This window comes from Aeromonas sp. FDAARGOS 1404 (assembly GCF_019047085.1).
Classification (GTDB): domain Bacteria; phylum Pseudomonadota; class Gammaproteobacteria; order Enterobacterales; family Aeromonadaceae; genus Aeromonas; species Aeromonas veronii.
The window spans coordinates 843,711-863,357 of sequence record NZ_CP077237.1; the positions used below are offsets into that span (position 1 = coordinate 843,711).

A 19,647-nucleotide genomic window follows, 5' to 3' on the forward strand; every position below is an offset into this window, starting at 1 on the left:
AGGCGCATCACCGCGCAGGCTTTATCATCAGGTTGCCATCCCGGTACTAGCCGTACTCACAGCCGCACAGTGGCATGTCGTGGCCCAATATTGAGTAAATTGATGTTGGCCGCTGCATTTTAATGCACTTACAATATGCGCCCAATTCTGTTGGATTCCTTCTGATGCTCCGCCAATGTGATCGTCTATTCCTGTTTCTCCTGCTACTGCTCTGGGGCGTGGCGGCGCACGCCATTACCAGTCTGAATGAAGACGAGTTTGATCTGTCTGAGCGCGCCTGGCTGTCATCACACCAGGAGTTGATCATCGGCATGCCGATGATGGGTGACCCTCCATACAGCTATAAGGATGCAGATCAACGCTTTACCGGCCCAGTCCCCGATATTGCGCAGCAGATTGCCAGGACGCTCGGGTTGACCCTGCGCTACAAGGTTTACCCCTCCTACGTGGATGCGCTAACCGGGCTTGGCCACGGCGCAATCGACATGCTGGTGAACGACCAGCCAAGCGAACAGTGGCGATCCAATATTGTCTCCCTCCCTTTTTTGCTCTCCATGCCGCGCGGCGTGCTGCTCAACAATGGCAAAACGAAGTTGTCACGACAGGATGCCCATGGCTTGCACTGGGTCTGTGTCACAGGAGTCAATGCTTGCAGTGAATTGAAAAAACTGGGATTTCCCCGTGTGACCGAGGCAGAGAGTCGCAGCGAAGCAGCCTTTATGCTCAAAAAGCGCATGGCTGACGCCTATCTTGCCGACATGCCGTCACTGGTGATGGTGAGAGATCAGCATCCCAAGGCTGGCTTCACCATTGCCACTCCGGAATGGGTAAGCGGCACGTCTCTCTCTATCAATATGCACAAGAGCGACCCGGCACTGGCCAGCCTGGTGAGCAAGGCATTCAACGAGATACCGGTTGAAGATCGTCGTCACATGCTGGCAGCTACCACGACTAGCCAACATGCGGACTCAGGAGCGGTGAAGTCTGTGCAGTTTACCCCTGAGGAGCAGGAGTGGCTCAACCAGCATCCTGAGCTGACTTACGGCGTCTCTCCGGACTGGACCTCCATGAGCGAATTCAATTACCGGGGCAGGTTGGTCGGTTATGTGGCGGACCTGATGGCGCTGATGCAGCAAGTCTCCGGGCTGAAGTTCTCTCTGGTTCGCACCAATAGCTGGGGTGAAACCCAGAATATGCTGAAGCTGCGGCAGATCGATTTTATTCCGGCCATATCCCCCAACCACGACCGTGGCCAGTTTGCGCTGTTCACCCCCGGCTATCTGTTTGTCGATCGGGTCGTTATTGCCCCCAAACGCAGTGCCGATATCACCGATCTCTCACTGCTGCGAGGGAAACGGGTCGGCATGGTGCATGGCTCGCTGGATAAAGATCTACTGACCCACATCGGCGCCCATCCGGTAGAGGTCAACAATGACAACCGCTTGCTGGAGCTGCTGGACACGGGCGATGCCGACTACGTGATGGTTACCCTGCCATCCGTCAACAAACGGGTGAGCGAGCGCTATCAGGTGGTCTATGCCGGCAAAGACTTGCGCCTGCCGGTCGCCATGGCCACGCGCAAAGATCCCATGCTGCAGCGGATCCTCACCAAGGTGCTCTATTCGATACCGCCGGAGGAGCTCAATAAAGTGGAGAGACGCTGGCTCTCCATGAGTGTGCAGACCGGCATCAACAGCGAAACCGTGCTGCTCTGGTTCGTAATAGGTGGCACGGCTGCCACCCTGCTGTTTGCCCTGTTCTGGGCGTGGAACCGCACTCTGAAACGGGAGATCGTGCAGCGTCAACGGGCCGAGAAGACGCTCAATGAGCAGTTGGTGTTTATCCAGACCCTGCTCGACTCCCTGCCCAATATGGTGGCGCTGCGGGATCGCGATCATCGCCTGACCCTCAGCAACCGAGCATACCGCGAGCTGTTTGTCGGTGATGGGGAAGAAGGTGATCGCTGGGGCTATATGACCGAGGACGAGCGGCAACAGATGCTGCGCGAGGAGCGTGCGGTCTGGGAAACCGGCCAGATCTTCGAAGGATCGGGTTATACCCAGCGCGAGGGGGATGTGCCCCTTCACGTAGTCTACGTCAAGTTGCCCTATCGCGGCGCAGACGGCGAGATTCAGGGGGTGCTGACGGTCTTGACCGATGTCAGCGCCCTCAAGGCCGCCGAAAACAAGGTGCGGGAAGTGGAGGGCAGACTGCGGGACATCACCGACAGCATGCCGGGTCTGGTCTATCAATATCTCTGGCAAGGAGCTGGCAAGGGGAAATTCCTCTATCTGTCCCAAGGGGCCAGCGACATTCTCGGGATGACCCATCAAGAGTTGATGGCAGCCGAGTCTGGCGGCGTGATCCTCGGCTTGAACGATGAGGCTATGGCAACCTTTATCGATAAGGTGGCCAAACATGCGCAAACCCTTGAGCCGCTCGATATGGAGGTGCTGGTGCCCTCTGTTCAGGGGGAGCGCTATATCCAGATCCGCGGCAACTTTGTGGCACAACAGGGCAATGAACGCCTGCTCAACGGCGTGGTGCAGGACATCACCGCCATCAAGCAACAGGAGCATGAGCTGCGTGAGGCGCGCGCCGCGGCCGAGCAGGCGATGCAGGCTCGCAGCCTTTTTCTGGCCACCATGAGCCATGAGCTGAGAACCCCCATCTCGGGCATGCACGGCATGCTGGAGCTGCTGCGCATGAGCGAGCTCAATGATGACCAGCGCTATCTACTGCGCAATGTGGAGAGCTCGGCCAACCACCTGCTCTATCTGGTCAACGATATCCTCGACTTTTCCAAAATCGAGGCGGGTCAGCTGCACCTCAATCGCCAATCCTGCCGTCTGCAACCAGTGGTGTGCGACGTGGTCCGCGGCCATGCCGCGCTGGCCTACAGCAAGGGGCTGAAGGTCACGCTCCAGTGGGAGGAGCAACTCCCCGACCTGGCCGATATCGATCCGGTCAGAGTGGGCCAGGTGATTTCCAATCTGCTCAACAACGCGGTGAAGTTCACCGAGCAGGGCGCTATTTCGATCCAGGCCAACTATAAAGACCAGCAGCTGGTTATCGCGGTGACAGATACCGGCATCGGCATCGCCGAAGAGAAGCAAGCGCTGCTCTTTACCCCGTTCGAGCAGGTGGAATCCGATATCAATCGCCGCTTTGGTGGCACAGGTCTGGGGCTGGCCATCTGTGATCAGCTGGTGAAGAAGATGGGCGGTACCCTGACGGTCAAAAGCCAGCTCGGTGAAGGGGCCTGTTTCCGCTTCAGCATCCCGCTGCTCAATGGCCTGTGGGAGCCACCCGCACTGGCGGGCAGCGAATGGTGGTGGCTGGGTAGCGATGCCGCCTTGCAGGCCACCATGGCACGGCTCGGCGCCCGGTTAACCCCCCTCGATATCCACCAGCTCACCGCCGATCTCGACGGCCTGCTGTTGGCGGAAGAGGCCGCGCTGGAGTCCAGTCTGGGGAGCGATTGGCACACCTTGCTGCAATCCGGCACCCTCAAGGGGGTCATCCTCTCCCCACGCGAAGCGTTGCGGGGACGCATGGGCTCGGAGAACTGGTGGCGCCTCGGCCAATCCCCCCTCTACCCGGATCTGTTGCTCGAAAGCTGCCGCGAGCTGATCACCGGGCGAGCAGTGACCGCCCATGCCGCCAGCATCGAAAAACTGGGCGGGCGGGTGTTGGTCGCCGATGACCATCAGGTCAATCGCGCCCTGCTGACCCGTCAGCTGGCGATTCTGGGGGTGGAGTGCGAGGTAGTGGAAGATGGCGAGAAGGCGTTGCGCGCCTGGCAAACCCGGGATTTCGCCCTGCTGATCACCGACTGCCACATGCCGCACATGGATGGCTACACCCTGACCCGCCGCCTGCGGGAACAAGGGGAGCAGGCCCCCATCATCGGCGTCACCGCCGATACCTCGGAGGAGGCGGCAGCCAATATGACGGCAGCCGGTATGAACGGCATGCTGTGCAAACCCTATTCGCTGGAGTCACTGCGCCAGATGCTGCTGCGGTGGTTGCCCGCGACTACGATCACAGAGAGAGTGCCCGCACGACAGGCCATCAATCTCGACATGATCGGTCGCTGGCAAGATCTGTTTGGCGATGAAGATATTGCCAAAAGCATGGCAAGGGAGTATCTGGCCTCCAACCGGAAAGATTGCCACGCTATGATGAGCGCGCTCTCCTCCGATGATAGCCAGGAGCTGGTGGAGATCGCCCACCGCATCAAAGGGGCAGCCAGAATGGTCGGGGAGCTCTCCCTGGCCGAGCAGGCGGCGCAACTGGAATCGGCGGCCCGCCTCAAACAGTTGAGCGAGCTCGCGCTGCTGACACAGAGAGTGGAAGAACAGATGAACAATATTGAACGTGAAATGGGATTGTGGCTCGATGAGTAGAACGGCAGACGAGTTGGTCATCATGGTGGTCGAGGATCACGGGTTTCAACGCAAGACCCTGATGCACCAGATCCGGGCGCTCGGTTATCAGCAACTGCTGGAGGCCGCAGACGGCATCGAAGCCCTGGCGCTGTGCCAGAGCCACACTGTCGACATCCTGTTCTGCGATCTGCGGATGCCCGGCATGGATGGCATGGCGCTGCTGCGCCGCCTCTCGCTGGGTGGCTTTCGGGGCGGCATCATCCTCTCCAGCGCGCTGGAAGATGACGTGGTAGAGGCCGTGCTGCGGATGAGCGCGGCCTATGGCCTCCATGTGCTGGGTCGCATCGAGAAACCCTCCAGCCCGCAGCGGCTGCGCCAGTTGATCGACTCCTGGGCACCCAAGTCGGCCCCCTCGGGCAAGGACGATGGCCTCGTCCTCTCGGTGGACGAGCTCAAACGCGCCCTCGACAACGACCAGTTGCTGCCCTGGTATCAACCCAAGGTCGGCTTTGCGTCCGGCCAGTGGGTGGGGATGGAGGCGCTGGCCCGCTGGCAGCATCCGGAATACGGGCTGCTCTCCCCCGGCATGTTTATCCCGCTGGCGGAAAACAACGGCCTTATCGATCAGCTGACCGATGTCATCATCAACAAGTCGCTGCAGGATTGCCATCTGTGGGGACAGACCGGTCTCTCCCTCAATCTGTCGATGAACCTCTCAACCACCTCGCTGATCGAGGGAGATCTCTGCCACTTCCTGATCAACCAGTGCCAGCGTTGGGGCGTCAATCCCGAGCTGATCACCCTGGAGGTGACAGAAAGCTCGTTTGTCGAGGATATCGGCAAGGCACTGGAGGTGCTGACCCGGCTGCGGATGCACGGCTTTGGCCTCTCCATCGATGACTTCGGCACCGGCTACTCCTCGATGCAACAGCTAGCGCTGCTGCCCTTTACCGAGCTCAAACTTGATCGCTCGTTTGTCGATCGCTGCTATGCCGACCCCTCCCGTCTGGCCATTATCGAATCGAGCATCGAGCTGGCACGCAAGCTGGGGCTGAAATCAGTCGCCGAAGGGGTGGAAGATGTGCAGACCTGGCAACTGCTGGCCAAGCTGGGGTGCGATATCTGTCAGGGCTTTTTTACCGCCCGCCCTATGCCGCGCAGCGAACTGCAGCACTGGCACCAGATCTGGCAAGCCCGACTGCCCACCCTGATATCCGGCTGATCTCCTGCGACCAACCCTTCGGGCCAACAGCGCGCCGACCGGCAACGTGAATGGCCGTCTTGGAAAAGGTGGCCATTCTCTTTATCTAGGACTCGCCACTCACGCATGCCCGCCCCCTCTCCACCAACCTTTTATCCAACCGAGTGCCCCCCTTTGCTCTGCATTCGCCGCATGCCTTGAGTCACCATTTATGCAAAATAAGTTGCATCACAAATGGTGCTACTGGTGGATAACACCTATCGCGAGCGAGAGCAGTCTCTCTTCTACCAGACGCATAAACTGACAATAAGACAATGAATTGCCTGCTGTAACAGGAATGGTTCTCAACGATGCGCCGAGCCGATGAGGTAGACAAGACAACCTGAAATCGTTTTCTCTTTTGAACAATAAGCTGTCTAAAATCAAATAAAGTTGTAAATAATCTTTGTTATGGTGAGCGTATAGCAAGCGGCCGCCCTGTCGCTTCCCCTGCTGGCTCCGCCAGATGCAGCATTTTCTGCGCCTTGAAAGCGAGTTTATGACGCCATGATCACCATCACCCTCGATGGGGCTCAGTTGACGGTTAACCCGACCCAGACCCTGCTCCAGATAGCCAAACAGCACCAGACTGATATCCCCTCCCTGTGCGGTGACAACACCAGCGGCCCCAAGACCCCCTGCGATCTCTGCGTGGTCGAGATTGCCGGTCTCGGCATCCGCCGCGCCTGCGAGACACTCCCCGAGGCAGGGATGGTGATCACAACGCAAAGCGAGATCCTGAGCGCGCACCGCCAGCAGGCGCTCGGCCGCATCCTCGCAGATCACTACGCCGATTGCGAAGCCCCCTGCCAGCGCGCCTGTCCGGCCGGGGTGGACATTCAATCCTATCTGCACCACATCGCCATGGGGGAGCACCAGGCGGCCATGGCCGTCATCAAGCAGACCCTGCCAATGCCCCTCTCCATCGGCCGGGTTTGCCCCGCCTTTTGTGAGGCACAGTGCCGCCGCGCCTTGGTAGATGAGCCGCTGGCCATTCGCCACCTCAAGCGTCACGCCGCCGATCTCGATCTGGCCGAGATTGCCCCCTATCAACCTGCAAAGAAGCCCGCCAAGGGCAAGCGGGTGGCCATTATCGGCAGCGGCCCGGGCGGCCTCACCTGCGGTTACTATCTGGGTTACGAGGGGTTCGAGGTCGATCTGTTCGAGGCGATGCCCGAAGCGGGTGGCTGGCTGCGCTACGGCATCCCTGAATACCGGCTGCCCAAGGCGACCCTCGATCAGGAGATCGCCCTGATGTGCCAGAGTGGCATGCGGATCCACACCAGCCAGCGACTGGGCCACCAGATCACCCTCTCGGCGCTGTGCCGCGACTATGATGCGGTCTGTCTGGCGGTTGGCGCTTCCAAGGCGGTGCCGATGGATTACCCGGGCAGCACCCTGGCCGGTTGTTATCTCGGGGTCGATTACCTCAAGGATCAGATGCTGGCCAAGCGGCTCACCACCGGCAAGAAGGTTGCGGTGATCGGGGGTGGTAATACCGCGATCGACTGCGCCCGCACGGCGGTCAGGCTGGGCGCTGAAACCACCCTTATCTATCGCCGCACCCGCGCCGAGATGCCCGCCGAAGCCTACGAAATCGACGAGGCGGAGCAGGAAGGTGTGCGCTTTTTGATGCTCACCAATCCGGTAGAGAATCTGGCCGATGAGGCTGGTCGCGTCTGTCAGGTGCGCCTCGAGAAGATGGCCCTCGGCGAGCCGGATGCCTCCGGTCGCCGACGCCCGGAGCCCACTGGTGAGTTCTTCTTTGAAGAGTTTGATACCGTGATTGCGGCCGTGTCGCAGCAGCCGGATCTCAGCTTTATGGAAGGGGAGCCCCTCACCCTCCCCTTCACCCGCTGGCAGACGCTGGAGTCCCATCCCGAAACCATGCACAGCGGCCACGGCAACCTGTTCGCCATCGGCGATCTGCGCCGCGGGCCAGCCACCGCCATCGAGGCGGTCGCCGATGGTCGCAAGGCGGCGCTGGCCATCGATCAGTTCCTCCATGGTGACATGATCGATCCGGTTCACCCCTTCAACGCCTGCAAGGCTCCCACACTCAAACAGGTTGATCCCGCCCAGTTTGCTCACTTGAAAAAAGTCGCCCGCAGCATCATGCCCCATCTGGCAGAGCAGGATCGCGAGGGCAGCTTTGCCGAGGTGGAGCGTGGTTTGAGTGATGCCGATGCCCGCAGCGAAGCCAGCCGCTGCCTCGAATGCGGCTGTCAGGCCAATACCGATTGCGCGCTACGCGACTACGCCACCGAATACAAGGTCGACCAGAGCGCTCTCGATACCAGTCAATGCCAGAAGTTTGCAGTGGATAACAGCAGCGAATTTATCGTCTTTGATGCAAACCGCTGCATCGGCTGCGGCCAGTGCGTGCAGACCTGTGGTGAGCAAGCGGTGCAGGGGGTGCTGCGCTTTGCCAAGAACAGCGATGGCACCCTCTCGAACCGGCCGCAGTTCGACACGGGACTCTCGATGGGCGACTACCACTGCGTGCAGTGCGGCGCCTGCGTACAGGTCTGCCCCACCGGAGCCCTGGTAGATGCCCGCGACAAGTCGCAGGGGCGCACCGAACTGCTCACGCCGGTCAATACCATCTGCACCTACTGCGGGGTCGGCTGCGGCGTCACCCTCTACGTCGATGAGGCGCACAACCGCATCCGCTATGTGGAAGGGAATCGCAACTCGCCGGTCAATCAGGGGCTGCTCTGCGTCAAGGGACGCTTCGGCTTTGACTTTATCCAGAGCGAGGAGCGCCTCACCACACCGCTCATCCGCAAGGATGGCGAGCTGGTGCCTGCCAGCTGGCAGGAGGCCATCGCCCTGGTGGCCGAGCGTTTCACCGCCCTTCGCCAGCGCTATGGCAGCGATGCGCTGGCGGGTTTCTCGTCAGCCAAAACCACCAACGAAGAGAACTACCTGTTCCAGAAGTTCATACGCCGGGAGCTGGGCACCAACAACGTGGATCACTGCGCGCGGCTCTGCCACGCCTCCACCGTTACCGGGCTGGAGGCGTCACTCGGCAGTGGCGCCATGACCAACGACATCCCGAGCATCGATCACTCGGATCTCATCTTCATCATCGGCTCCGACACATCGGCAGCCCACCCCATCATCGGATCCCATATCAAGCGGGCCGTCACCATGGGCAAGGCGCGGCTGGTAGTGGCCGATCCCAAGCGGATCGAGATGGCGGACCATGCCAGCCTCTATCTGGCACACCGCCCCGGCACCGACGTGATGCTGCTCAACGGCCTGATGCAGCAGATCATCCAGAACAACTGGCACGACAAGGCCTATATTGCCGATCGGGTGGAAGGGTTCGAGGCGCTGCAAGCGGAGGTGCTCTCCCCCGCCTATGCACCGGACAAGGTTGCCCTCGTCACCGGCGTACCGGCCGAGCAGGTGATCGAGCTCGCCCGCCTCATCGGCACCGCCGAACGCACCGCCATCTACTACTCCATGGGGATCACCCAGCACACCACCGGTCACGACAACGTGCGCGCCATCGCCAACCTGCAACTGCTGTGCGGCAACATCGGCATAGAAGGGGGCGGCATCAACCCGCTGCGCGGCCAATCCAACGTGCAGGGCGCCTGTGACATGGGGGCACTGCCCAATTGCCTGCCCGGCTATCAGAAGGTGGCCAACCCCGAGGTGCATGCCCGCTTCGCCACCGCCTGGCAGCAACCGGACTTACCGCGCACGCCCGGCCTCACCCTTACCGAGACCATAGATGCCGCCTGTGCGGGCAGCATCAAGGGGCTCTATGTGATGGGGGAAAACCCGGTGCTGAGCGATCCGGATCAGCATCATGTCATCGAGGGGCTCAAGCAGCTGGAGTTTCTGGTGGTGCAGGATATCTTCCTCTCCGAAACTGCCCAGCTGGCCGATGTGGTTCTCCCCTCCTGCTCCTTTGCCGAGAAGAGCGGCCACTTCACCAACACCGAGCGGCGGGTACAGCGCATCTCCCCCGCCCTCAAGGCACCGGGTGAGGCGCGGGAGGATTGGTGGATCATCCAGCAGATCGCCAACGCCATGGGTGGCGACTGGCGCTATCAACACCCGAAGGAGATCACCGCCGAGATCTGCCAAGTCACCCCGCAATACGCCGGCATCCAGTGGGACAAGGTGGGAGCGCAAGGGCTACAGTGGCCCTGCAACGATGCGGCGCCCGAAGGCACTCGCCTGCTCCACGGCAAGCAGTTCACCCGTGGCAAGGGGGAGATGGTCGCCACCCCGTTCCGCTATGCCGCCGAACTGCCCGACGAGACCTATCCCATCGTGCTCACTACCGGCCGCCTGCTGGAGCAGTTCCATACCGGCACCATGACCCGCAAGACCAAGGGGCTCGACAAGCTGGCTGGCCCGCGGGTGATGATGAGCGTGGCGGACGCCGAGCGGATGGGGATCAGCAACAGTGAACGGGTGAAGGTCACCAGCCGCCGCGGCCATATCGAACTGCCCGCCTTCGTCACCAAGCGGATGCAGCCTGGCGTGGTCTTTATCCCGTTCCACTTCGCCGAAGCCCCGGCCAACCGGCTCACCATCAATGCCACCGACCCCCACGCCAAAATCCCCGAGTTCAAGGTAGCTGCGGTGCGCATCGACAAGCTGGAATCCCCGTCGCAAACTGGAGAGCTATCCATGCAGAAGGAGCCAGCCAAGCCAGACATCGAGGTTGCCTGAGGGGAATAGCAAAACCTGCGTAGCCGCCTGCCGGGAGGGTTGGCCCGCTGCCCCTTCCCCTTTGGGGTTGCGATAGCAAAAGAGGGGGATGAGAAGGGTCACCAGCCAGAAAGCACAAAGGGTTAGCTTCGATGAGAAGCTAACCCTTTGTTTTATATGGTGCCGATAAGGGGAATCGAACTCCTGACCTTCGCATTACGAAGTCAATAAACTCACGTTTAATCCTGTCTTAATAAATCCAACAAATAAAATAAATCACCTTAAATTCAGTGACTTAAGTGCGCAGCAAATTCACCCTTGTCCAACGACATACAACCCTATACGATGCCAAATGTGGTACCCCATGTGGTACCCCAAAACGAGGTTTTAGGATGATTTCTCAAGATCGACAAGTCGCGGCGGCAGAGCTTAAAGAAGGTGCGACCGCAACCCGATTTGCTATCAGCTCTAAACATGGTAACGGGTTATCACTCGAGGTTCGTGCTGGTAAGCAAAAGCGCTTCGTGTATCGATTTAGGCTACTTGGCAAGCAACAAACCATGGTCCTTGGACTATACCCTGCGATGGGACTTGCTCAAGCTCGTGAGCGACATTGTGTTGCGGTGGGGCAAGTCAAACAGGGCATCGATCCCCGTCAGGTTGTTGCAGAGGCTAAACAAAAGAACGAACAGATGCTCGTGCTTGATGAACTGTTTGAGCAATGGCTTAGCCACAAAGCCAGCGTAAAACGCCGTGATGGCGTTCGATCAGAAATTAGCCTTCGAACCGTCACTGATTATCGTCGAATCTACCAAGCACACTTGCAAAAGGTCCTTGGTAAATATCGAGTTTGCGATATCACCATGGCCGTCCTCCACCAACACTATCAGAAGCTACAGAAGGTCTCTCTGGAAGGGCTTCGCAAAGCAATGGGGATAATGAACCAGGTGATGGAGGAGGCTATGCGACGACAGCTTATCGAGATGAGCCCCACGTTGGCACTCAAACCCAAAGTGTACAATGCGACCCCCAATCCACCTCGAGAACGTTGGCTACCAATCTCTGAATTACGAGCCTTGTGGCATGCATTAGAAGAGGGTGTTGAAGGTGGCGGAGCGTTAACAGCTGGTGGCCGTGGCATTGCTACGACTTCTGTTCTTTCTGGAAGTGTCGCCAATGCAATTAAAATCGTCATATTGAGCGCGGTTCGTCGAGGTGAAGTGATATCGATGCAATGGGCACACTTGGATGGTGATCGCTGGACGATCCCGGAAACCAAAAATGGGCGCCCGCATGTGGTGACCTTGTCGCCTTTGGCTCAGGAAATCATTTCAGAGCAGCGAATGATAACCTCCTCTACCAGTCCATATGTGTTCGAATCGACGACGAAGCTGGGTCATGCCATCACAGGTGACGCACTTATGCGCGCCCTTGACCGGCTACAGAAGCGTAAGCTGGCTGAACTTGAGCCTTTTAGCGTACACGACCTGCGGCGCAGTGTTGCAAACTGCTGTGGAATTGAACTTGGTGCAGGACCTCTAGAGATAGAGCATATGCTGAACCACCAGATCAGTGACAAACTCCTGCGAACTTATCAGGCGGGTGCTTTACGTAACCCTGAAAAACTGAGGAGTTTATTTCTTCGGTGGGGGGATATTGTGAAACATCAAATAGCCCAACATGAAGTAGAAAAATCACCTGATGTTATGGGGAACGTAATCCAAGGGACATTCGGTAAACGCTGAGTTTTCAGCTCAATCAGACCTAAGAAGGAAGCGGCCATCGGCCGCTTCCTTCTATGAGCCTGTTTAGCCTGATATGCTACGCAGCCACCTGATGGGCACATAGCTGATGCGGCGCCCTCCCTGGCCATTAGCCTTGCCTGTCAGGTGGTCTGCTGTAGGTGATCCTGATAGACCCTCTGCCACTTGGTATGCTCGGCCTTATCGCCTCTGGCCTGCCAGAAAGCACAGATGCCCTCGGCCAATTCTGCGGCCATGGTACAGTTTACCGAGAGCGGGTTGACATGTGCTGCATACCACCGTACTGACCTATTCGATCAGCTGCCTTGATGGGCCGCTTCCTTCTTGTTTTCCAAGCGGCTCAGCCCAAGTTATCGCCTAATGCTTGCAATGCTTTGGAGCTGGAAATTGCTGCTTCATCTACCTCTTTATCCCCCACCACATCAGATGCTGGCAGTTCAGCAGAAGTAGGCGGTTGATGAGATTGAGACACCTCAGATGGGGCTGCGCTGGCTCCATTTTCACTCACGCTATCCAATAAAGTAGATGCATGTGGCGCATCTTGTATTTCATTATTCGAATGTCTGTTCTTATTTTTCCAAGGTGGCATTCTTAAACTAATATTTTGACGTGAATGTCTTTTATAATCAGCCTGACTCATATCAACTTGATCAGGTTTAATTCCTAAATCCTGCCTTGGTGAACGTGGCGATCTTATACTCATTCTATATAGTAATTTGATAGCTTCTATGACTACATCAAATCTTTTCTTACCTAGCTTTTTTTCTAATATTTCTAGATTGTCCATGGTTGCAGAATCAACCTCTACATTTAGTTGAGTTCTTTTACTATTTACCTTTTCCCTCTCTTTTTTCTCTAATGCTTTTTTTGATAATAACATGATTTTTTTAACATCATGACGCTCTCGTGGCAAGAAGGACATCACTGTAGTTATAAATCCAAAATACTCCTTATCTTTCCCAGCTAAATGATATAGCTCATGATACCATTTTCTATTTAAGTACCTATTGAATCTATTTTTAGACATGTAATCAAAAAACGAATGACCATACTTTTCAACAAACTGTCTAACACTATTTTTTACACTTTCGACCTGAAGACAAATACACTCTCTTGGTACAGAGCGAATGATATCAAAGATATATTTCCTTCTGGCATCTTGTTGTTTTTTGTTGTAACAGATGCCGATAATGAACATATCTATAAAAGCCTGCAACCTATTTATTAATTCATCTGTTCGTCTGGAAAATATATCCTCCCTGATAATTTCAACATAAAACGAAAATAGATTACCATCTAAGAATCTCACACCAGATTCGCCAGTTGGCTTTGTCTTGCTAAATTCTGACATTAGCTTTACAGCTATTGCCGTAATTATATAATGAGAATACTCCATCACAGAGCGATCTCCGATCTTCAACTCATTGCAAAGAGAAATGCTTTTCTTGTTAAGTTCAACATCCATCAGGCTGACACAGCTTTTTAAAAAAACAGCTGCTCTTTCATTAGGATTATCTTCTGTACATGTTTCGAAATCATTCAGCAGAGTTGTTACCTCGCTTATGGTCTCATCATACTTCCCCAACTCGTTATAATACCCAAGGAAGACATTAAGCTGTTCAAAATCATACTGTATATTTTTTATTTTATGAGCACTCAATGTTTCCCTATTCATTGCAACATTACGTAGAAAACAATATTTTACCTGCCACCTTTTTAATTGGTCTCCATCTATTTTTGAGTTATTTGAATATCGATATATTAAGTCAGCTGACATTAATGCACGATACTCATCGCAATTGACACTAACTCCATGACGAATAGTAACTCCGTGTTCCTTTATAATATTTATTAAAACTTCAGTCTTTGTATCGCTACTCCTCCTACGGCCAACATCATCACCAACAAACCCAAAATATAAAAAATTAAAAACCCTATTTAAATTCATATTGATACCAATATCACCAAATAGAATATCCGCTCAAAAAAACACCAACAACCCACCTAGGTGGCACATGCACCTAGGTTCCGGATCGTGCCATCAGCAACCATTAAACATGGGCAGATTCATGCAGCCCACCACCCCATCTCAGCCATGCAACTCAAAATCAAGCTGGCACTCTTCCAGTTACGCTCAAACATCCTTTTCTACACCTCTTTTCATAGTGTCATCCTCATCCTCGCCATCTCCCACACTATACATCCCTGCTCAGGATGTCTAAAGCCAGTTTTTTTCAACCCCCAATCCCTTCTGGTGAACGAAACCCATACCATCAGGAGTACACCATGAACACGTCCCCCAAAGTCCTGCGCATCAAAGACGTTATCCAAAAGACCGGCCTTGCCCGTTCAACTATCTATGACCGCATCAGCGATAAATCCCCTCGCTATGACAAGAATTTCCCCAAGCCATTTAAGTTGGGCTTGTCAGCTGTTGGCTGGTTTGAACATGAAATTGATGTTTGGTTAACTAAGCAAGCATCAATGAGGGGGTTTTGATTTAAGCCATAAAGGCTCCATAAGTTAACCTGCTGATTGTTTGTTCTCAACTAACAGCCATAACGACAAACACACATCATTAAATGTCTTTATCTTCGCAAGCATGCCTACGGAGAGATACGCATTAATTAACGCAGGTTAAGGTGTTTATATTATTTAATGTCAATCAACATTATACCCATCTACTAACTACCTAACCTCAGTTAACCATACACTCCCCTTAGAATATTAAACCTACTCTTCATTGAGGGATTACTCATGTCTGTCCATATCCTGCAATTTATTAAAAGCTTAGAATCTAACTATCCAACTATAAACATCCATGTTTTCCAAAAAGCAATGGATGCTGTTACCAAACATTACTATCACTACAGAGAGGCTAAGTCTGCTCATCCCTCGGTTGAGCTGTTCTTGAGATACTTTTACCCTTATCGAGAGATATATGTAGATAGGCAATTATCTCCCGAACTAGAAGACGTTATAGAGGAGTTCTTGGAGGAGCTTGATACATCTCTGCATCAGAAGCGTTTACGTAATCTGAAACGCTCTGAGGCACGTAATAGCACTAGTGTCCATGACTATATCAACAAACTATTTAGGCTGTATTCTAAACTCCTGGTGGTCAGGGTGGATGTTCACTATGGTGATGAAATTAAAGACACTCTGACCATCGAAGAAGCAATAGATGATAGAGACACGTACCTGAGAGCGGTAAAACGTCGCTATCGTAATCTTTTAGGGTATGTATGGAAGTTAGAGTATGGAGTGGCCAGGGGCTATCACTACCATATGGCATTTATATTCAATGGCAATAAAGTCCAGGGTGATATTAGTCTTGGGCGTAAATTGGGTGAGGAATGGAAATCATTGAGTCGTGAACCCAGAACATATTACAACTGCAATGCGGATAGGAATAAATACGAAGAGTGGGGAGCATACGGTATTGGGATGGTGCGTTGCGATGACTTAGAAAAACGTCATCTGCTATTACATAATGCACTGAGCTATTTGCTCAAGTTTGATGAAGCGCTACTGGCAGTGATGTATGAGCGCTTTAGAAGTGTGGGTAAAATGGAGGTACCTCACAGAAGAGGGAAAGGTGGAAGACCCAGGGTTCTCAGGGAACGTTGGGAGTAGTATCTTATTGGCTCCCGACCTGGAGTCACGAATGACCATCGAGCAACTTGCCAAAGCCACACGGCTTGTATTTGAGCAGCACTACGAGAGCCTAACTGGGTTGCCCTTCTTCACAAGCTTCCCCCTGAACTGCTGTCAGGGGGCCTCTGTGGTGTTTGGAATGCTGGCAATGCTTCTGCCCACACAACACACCGTGACTGTTGTAAAAGGCGATACCAGGGATGGTCGTGAGTCGCATTACTGGCTAGAAATCGATGGACTGGTCTATGACCTTACCCTGGATCAGTTTCAAGAAACGTTGGGTAACCGATTTGACGGGATAGATGCCCCGCTATACGGAGTGGCAAAGCATCCGCTACGAATGCACTTCTTCTACAAAGAGCGACATTCTGCCGTCCTAGCGTTCAGTATTTTTTGCCAAAGGCATGCCAACTCTGAGGGAGTCGATGCCGCATTGCAGTTCGTTCGCCGTGAATTAACCAAGATTGATGACTGCATTCATAACACACATCTCAGCTATCAAGCTCGGAGCTTCGACAAAGCTAATAGATTTTAACCACAACCAACCTGTCGTTCTTTAGATAAAGAACAGCGAATATCTAAGCATATAGTCGATATAAAAAAGGATTTTTATGGAGCTGACCACCCCCGTTACCACAACCGCTAAGGCTTGGCTGAGTGAGCTTCTGTTTAATCGTGCAATGTTCAAAGGGCCTAATGGGAAGCCACTCTACAGCTACCAGGTTACTGAGTCAGAGTATCAATCGCTAATTGAGTTGTTAAATAGCTACTTCAAGAGAGGCTTACCTCCAAACTGTTCGGAGTACCTGGCCGCCTGCTTTTGTCTTTTGGTCAGTGAACAGTATCGGCGTGATTACAACTGCATTTGGTCATGGTCCGGGCCAGAGGCGCTACTTGGAACATCATTGACTGCGCAACAACATGCCAGCCTGACGTATAGTGGATTGACGTATTGGAAGAGGCCGGTTCGAGTTCGTGAAAGTGGTCGGGATTGGCTTGGTTCGTTGTTTACTGAGGGAGGGCTGCCTTGGCCGCTGGTACAAAGTGAATCTCACGGCTTTGGACGAGCTGTGCGTCGAGGTATCAAGCACTTCTACCGTACTGAGGGTAATCGAAGAACCACCGCTGACCTTATGGCCGATTTTGAGGAAGAACTTCCTTCCGCTTTTCGCAATTTGGAGACGCGTAGGTTATTGGCAGGTATCGTCGATCAACTCATGTATCTGGTGGAGCATTTCCCCCTTAAGGATCAGGAGGATCCAGCCAACTACCTCGATACACATGCATCTGGCTGGCGGGATGCATTCCCGGTCCCGCTCGATAAAAGCAATGCTCGCACCCTGCTCAATGATTGGCTACGTGATGCAGACCAGAAACGTCAGGAGCGCAAAGAGGCACTAGAGAAGACGCGGGCGTTCACCTGCGAGCATTTTTTACAGGGCACACTGCCTCAATGGTCAATACACAGTGAGATGCTGCTCCCCAACGAAGAGACCTTTCCAATAGATCAGACCATGCTGAGTAGCACTCGTTTCGAGATTGCGTACTACGAAGGTGATCGACTATTGGCTCGGGGGGCCGCCGTTTATGGACAGCTCACAGATAATGGCATCAAAGTGCGTTTTCCCTGCACCCAAGTTACGGTGGAACGCTGCAAGCTCGACGAGCCGCTTAGCCTTCGCTTATTGGATAGTGGACGTACGGTACACTGCTTGTTCTTCGATGGCAGTGCTCTTGATTACCTGAATACGCCACTTGTCTTCGAACTCCGATCTGAACAATGGAAACTGGTTGCAATGTCCAGCTGCTGGGTGGCCTCTGCACTGGCTCGGCTTCGTATTCCTCAGGGTTTTTTCATCACATCTGCTGGCATCGAGCCAGAGACTTTGGCGCTAGATACGGAAAATGGCCATTGGCTGGAAGCTGTTTCTGACCTATCTCTTTCCAATGGCATTGATTGTTACCAGATCGAGCTGAATCAAGCACTCAGTGATGACTGCAAACCCATGCTATCAGGTACTTTTGCACTCAACGAAAGCTCTCCCTCGATCACGTATCTGGGCTGGCCAAGCCTTGAGTTGCCCGAAGGCTATGCTTACTCAAGGAATGAGCTGCTTGAGTTCGTCAACGGCGAGCGGTTGGATCGGCAGCGTAAAAATCACTCTGGTTTGGTCAGCTATACCCTACGTCATCAATCTGGCAAGACGTTAATGCAGCGCCGATTCGGGGTTCTGCCCAAGGAATTCAGTTTGTCTCTGATGCCCGCACAGGGACAAATCCCCGCTCGTCTCTTACTCAAGGATACATGCCAGCTTGATCTGCATGTCATCAGCGATGCTTTGGTCGTAGAAAAGTCCGAACATGCTCTGTTACTCCGCCACCAAGGCGATCATCCCCCTTCCTCATTTATGCTGGAGGTCAGCAAGGGCATGCCGCCAATTCGGCTGCATCTTCCTTACCCCTATCAGGGAGCTCGCCTTTTGGATCCAAATGGTCGTCCGTCACGCATCCATGAGCTGAACCAAGACGAACTGATCGGTTACCGAATCGTGCTAACCTCCGGGTATTCACAGGGCCAGACCTTCTACATGGGGCTGGAGCTGATCTGTAATACGTATCCACACCCGAAATGCACTTTCAGCATCCCGGTTGGTGCGACGCCCGTCATGCTTAGCCTATTCAGCTATCTGAGCGATATGCAGAACATGCTCGGTGCAGTGGATGAGCAAGATGCCTATATCAGGCTGTCTGTAGAAACCGAACAACCGTTGCTTAAACTCGATATCCGACGTTATGGCGGGCAGATCCAGTGGGAGGGGAAGCATGCCTTCTGTATCCGCAACTCCTCTAACGCAGCAATTCTCGATGGTGCTCAGGCTGAGGCGATGCTTCTGTCCGATCCCAAACGCATGCCGTTGGTACTAGCTGAGAAAACCAGTGAAACAGTTGGGACGGGGAGCTTCGAGATACCAGAGAAAATGCAATCTAATGGCCCATGGCTTATCTATCCGGGGGCACAATCAAGTGTGCGTTTTCGGCCGGGACTATTTATTAATCCGGCCAATAGCCTCGGCTCAGAGTTTGAGGCGAACTCCCTACATCGTGCAGCCGAGCTTTTCCACCCCCTGTACTATCCGGATGTTATTGAGCTGCAGATTGCAGCAATGGCAACCGACTTTAACCACAGTGGCTGGCAGTATCTTGCTGACCTGAAGCAGAATTACCGGCACCTTCCGCTGTCGTCGTTCGAAACCTGGAAGGCTCTGTCGCGCAATCAAGCAGCGTTGAGCTTTGCAGTATTCCGGTTGGAGATGAATGAATCTTTTTGCGTACGTATACACGACGAGCTTGCTGTTATCTGGGAGGCGATTCCACTTCCACTATGGGTGCAGGCCTATCGACAATTCCTCGATAGCATGCATCTGACCGGGCTACCTGAGGCTTTGATCAACAATCTCATCTTGAATCGAGCCTGCGTGCTGCGTTGCGTTGTGTCCGGATTCGACCATCTGGGTGACTATCTGAGTACGGGTAATCGCTGTTCATTGAAGAAACTACCTGTTGGACAGATTTTACCAGTCTGGTATCAAGGGCTCCGCCACTTGCATGAATCCAATCGGAGCTGGCCAACTTTGCTCGGTAGCGAGCTTTCACGTTGGATCGAGCAACAGCAGATCCCACTTAAACTAAAGAATCTTTCACTTGTGTCGTTTACTGATGCTGTGGCCTATCTACCGATCTTTATGGCCTTCGTAACCGCAGGTAGAGCCAAAATCACCGACCTGCCTGTGACTCCTGCCTATCTGAAGTTCGCTATTCGTTTGGTTTCCGATTTTGACCGTCAGGGCTGGTTTATACCGGTCCACGCCCTGATGGTGTCCTATCTGCTGGCCTTAGATTTAGATGATGAGGCATAAGG

General features: G+C 54.0%; 9 protein-coding genes. 8 read left to right on the plus strand and 1 reads right to left on the minus strand.

What is annotated here, in order from left to right; genetic code table 11:
* Window positions 1–164: 164 nt before the first annotated feature.
* The 4 genes from I6L34_RS03730 (at window position 165) to I6L34_RS03745 (ending at window position 12,053) form a co-directional block, all read left to right on the plus strand.
* Complete coding sequence (locus tag I6L34_RS03730; protein ID WP_216955695.1) at window positions 165–4,409, plus strand: transporter substrate-binding domain-containing protein; 4,245 nt, start codon at window positions 165–167, stop codon at window positions 4,407–4,409.
* Complete coding sequence (locus I6L34_RS03735) at window positions 4,402–5,613, plus strand: EAL domain-containing protein (protein ID WP_216955699.1); 1,212 nt, start codon at window positions 4,402–4,404, stop codon at window positions 5,611–5,613. The genes I6L34_RS03730 and I6L34_RS03735 overlap by 8 nt, the downstream gene beginning before the upstream one ends.
* Before the next feature lie 525 nt (window positions 5,614–6,138).
* Window positions 6,139–10,329, plus strand: a complete 4,191-nt coding sequence (gene fdhF / locus I6L34_RS03740; RefSeq protein WP_216955702.1) for a formate dehydrogenase subunit alpha — start codon at window positions 6,139–6,141, stop codon at window positions 10,327–10,329.
* Window positions 10,330–10,700: 371 nt separating this feature from the next.
* Window positions 10,701–12,053 carry a site-specific integrase gene (locus I6L34_RS03745; protein WP_216955705.1) on the plus strand — a complete coding sequence of 451 codons (1,353 nt, stop codon included), beginning with the start codon at window positions 10,701–10,703 and terminating at the stop codon, window positions 12,051–12,053.
* A gap of 358 nt (window positions 12,054–12,411) precedes the next feature.
* Here I6L34_RS03745 and I6L34_RS03750 read toward each other — a convergent pair whose 3' ends face one another.
* A complete protein-coding gene (locus I6L34_RS03750) occupies window positions 12,412–14,019 on the minus strand; it encodes a hypothetical protein (RefSeq protein WP_216955708.1) in 1,608 nt (535 codons plus the stop codon).
* A gap of 338 nt (window positions 14,020–14,357) precedes the next feature.
* Between I6L34_RS03750 and I6L34_RS03755 the strand changes: the two genes are divergently transcribed.
* From I6L34_RS03755 to I6L34_RS03770, 4 genes are all read left to right on the plus strand, one after another.
* Window positions 14,358–14,570, plus strand: a complete 213-nt coding sequence (locus I6L34_RS03755; protein ID WP_216955711.1) for an AlpA family phage regulatory protein — start codon at window positions 14,358–14,360, stop codon at window positions 14,568–14,570.
* Between the two features lie 258 nt (window positions 14,571–14,828).
* Window positions 14,829–15,707 (plus strand): inovirus-type Gp2 protein, encoded by an 879-nt coding sequence (locus tag I6L34_RS03760; RefSeq protein ID WP_216955714.1) that lies wholly within the window; start codon window positions 14,829–14,831, stop codon window positions 15,705–15,707.
* Window positions 15,708–15,738: 31 nt separating this feature from the next.
* A complete protein-coding gene (locus I6L34_RS03765; RefSeq protein ID WP_216955717.1) occupies window positions 15,739–16,263 on the plus strand; it encodes a hypothetical protein in 525 nt (174 codons plus the stop codon).
* Window positions 16,264–16,339: 76 nt separating this feature from the next.
* Window positions 16,340–19,645: an STY4851/ECs_5259 family protein gene (locus I6L34_RS03770; protein ID WP_216955720.1), complete on the plus strand. Its 3,306-nt coding sequence runs from the start codon at window positions 16,340–16,342 to the stop codon at window positions 19,643–19,645.
* Window positions 19,646–19,647: the final 2 nt, after the last annotated feature.

Coding starts and splice junctions, on each gene's coding strand:
- I6L34_RS03730 (WP_216955695.1), top strand. CDS start 165: ATGCTCCGCCAATGTGATCGTCTATTCCTGTTTCTCCTGCTACTGCTC.
- I6L34_RS03735 (WP_216955699.1), top strand. CDS start 4,402: ATGAGTAGAACGGCAGACGAGTTGGTCATCATGGTGGTCGAGGATCAC.
- fdhF (WP_216955702.1), top strand. CDS start 6,139: ATGATCACCATCACCCTCGATGGGGCTCAGTTGACGGTTAACCCGACC.
- I6L34_RS03745 (WP_216955705.1), top strand. CDS start 10,701: ATGATTTCTCAAGATCGACAAGTCGCGGCGGCAGAGCTTAAAGAAGGT.
- I6L34_RS03750 (WP_216955708.1), bottom strand. CDS start 14,019: ATGAATTTAAATAGGGTTTTTAATTTTTTATATTTTGGGTTTGTTGGT.
- I6L34_RS03755 (WP_216955711.1), top strand. CDS start 14,358: ATGAACACGTCCCCCAAAGTCCTGCGCATCAAAGACGTTATCCAAAAG.
- I6L34_RS03760 (WP_216955714.1), top strand. CDS start 14,829: ATGTCTGTCCATATCCTGCAATTTATTAAAAGCTTAGAATCTAACTAT.
- I6L34_RS03765 (WP_216955717.1), top strand. CDS start 15,739: ATGACCATCGAGCAACTTGCCAAAGCCACACGGCTTGTATTTGAGCAG.
- I6L34_RS03770 (WP_216955720.1), top strand. CDS start 16,340: ATGGAGCTGACCACCCCCGTTACCACAACCGCTAAGGCTTGGCTGAGT.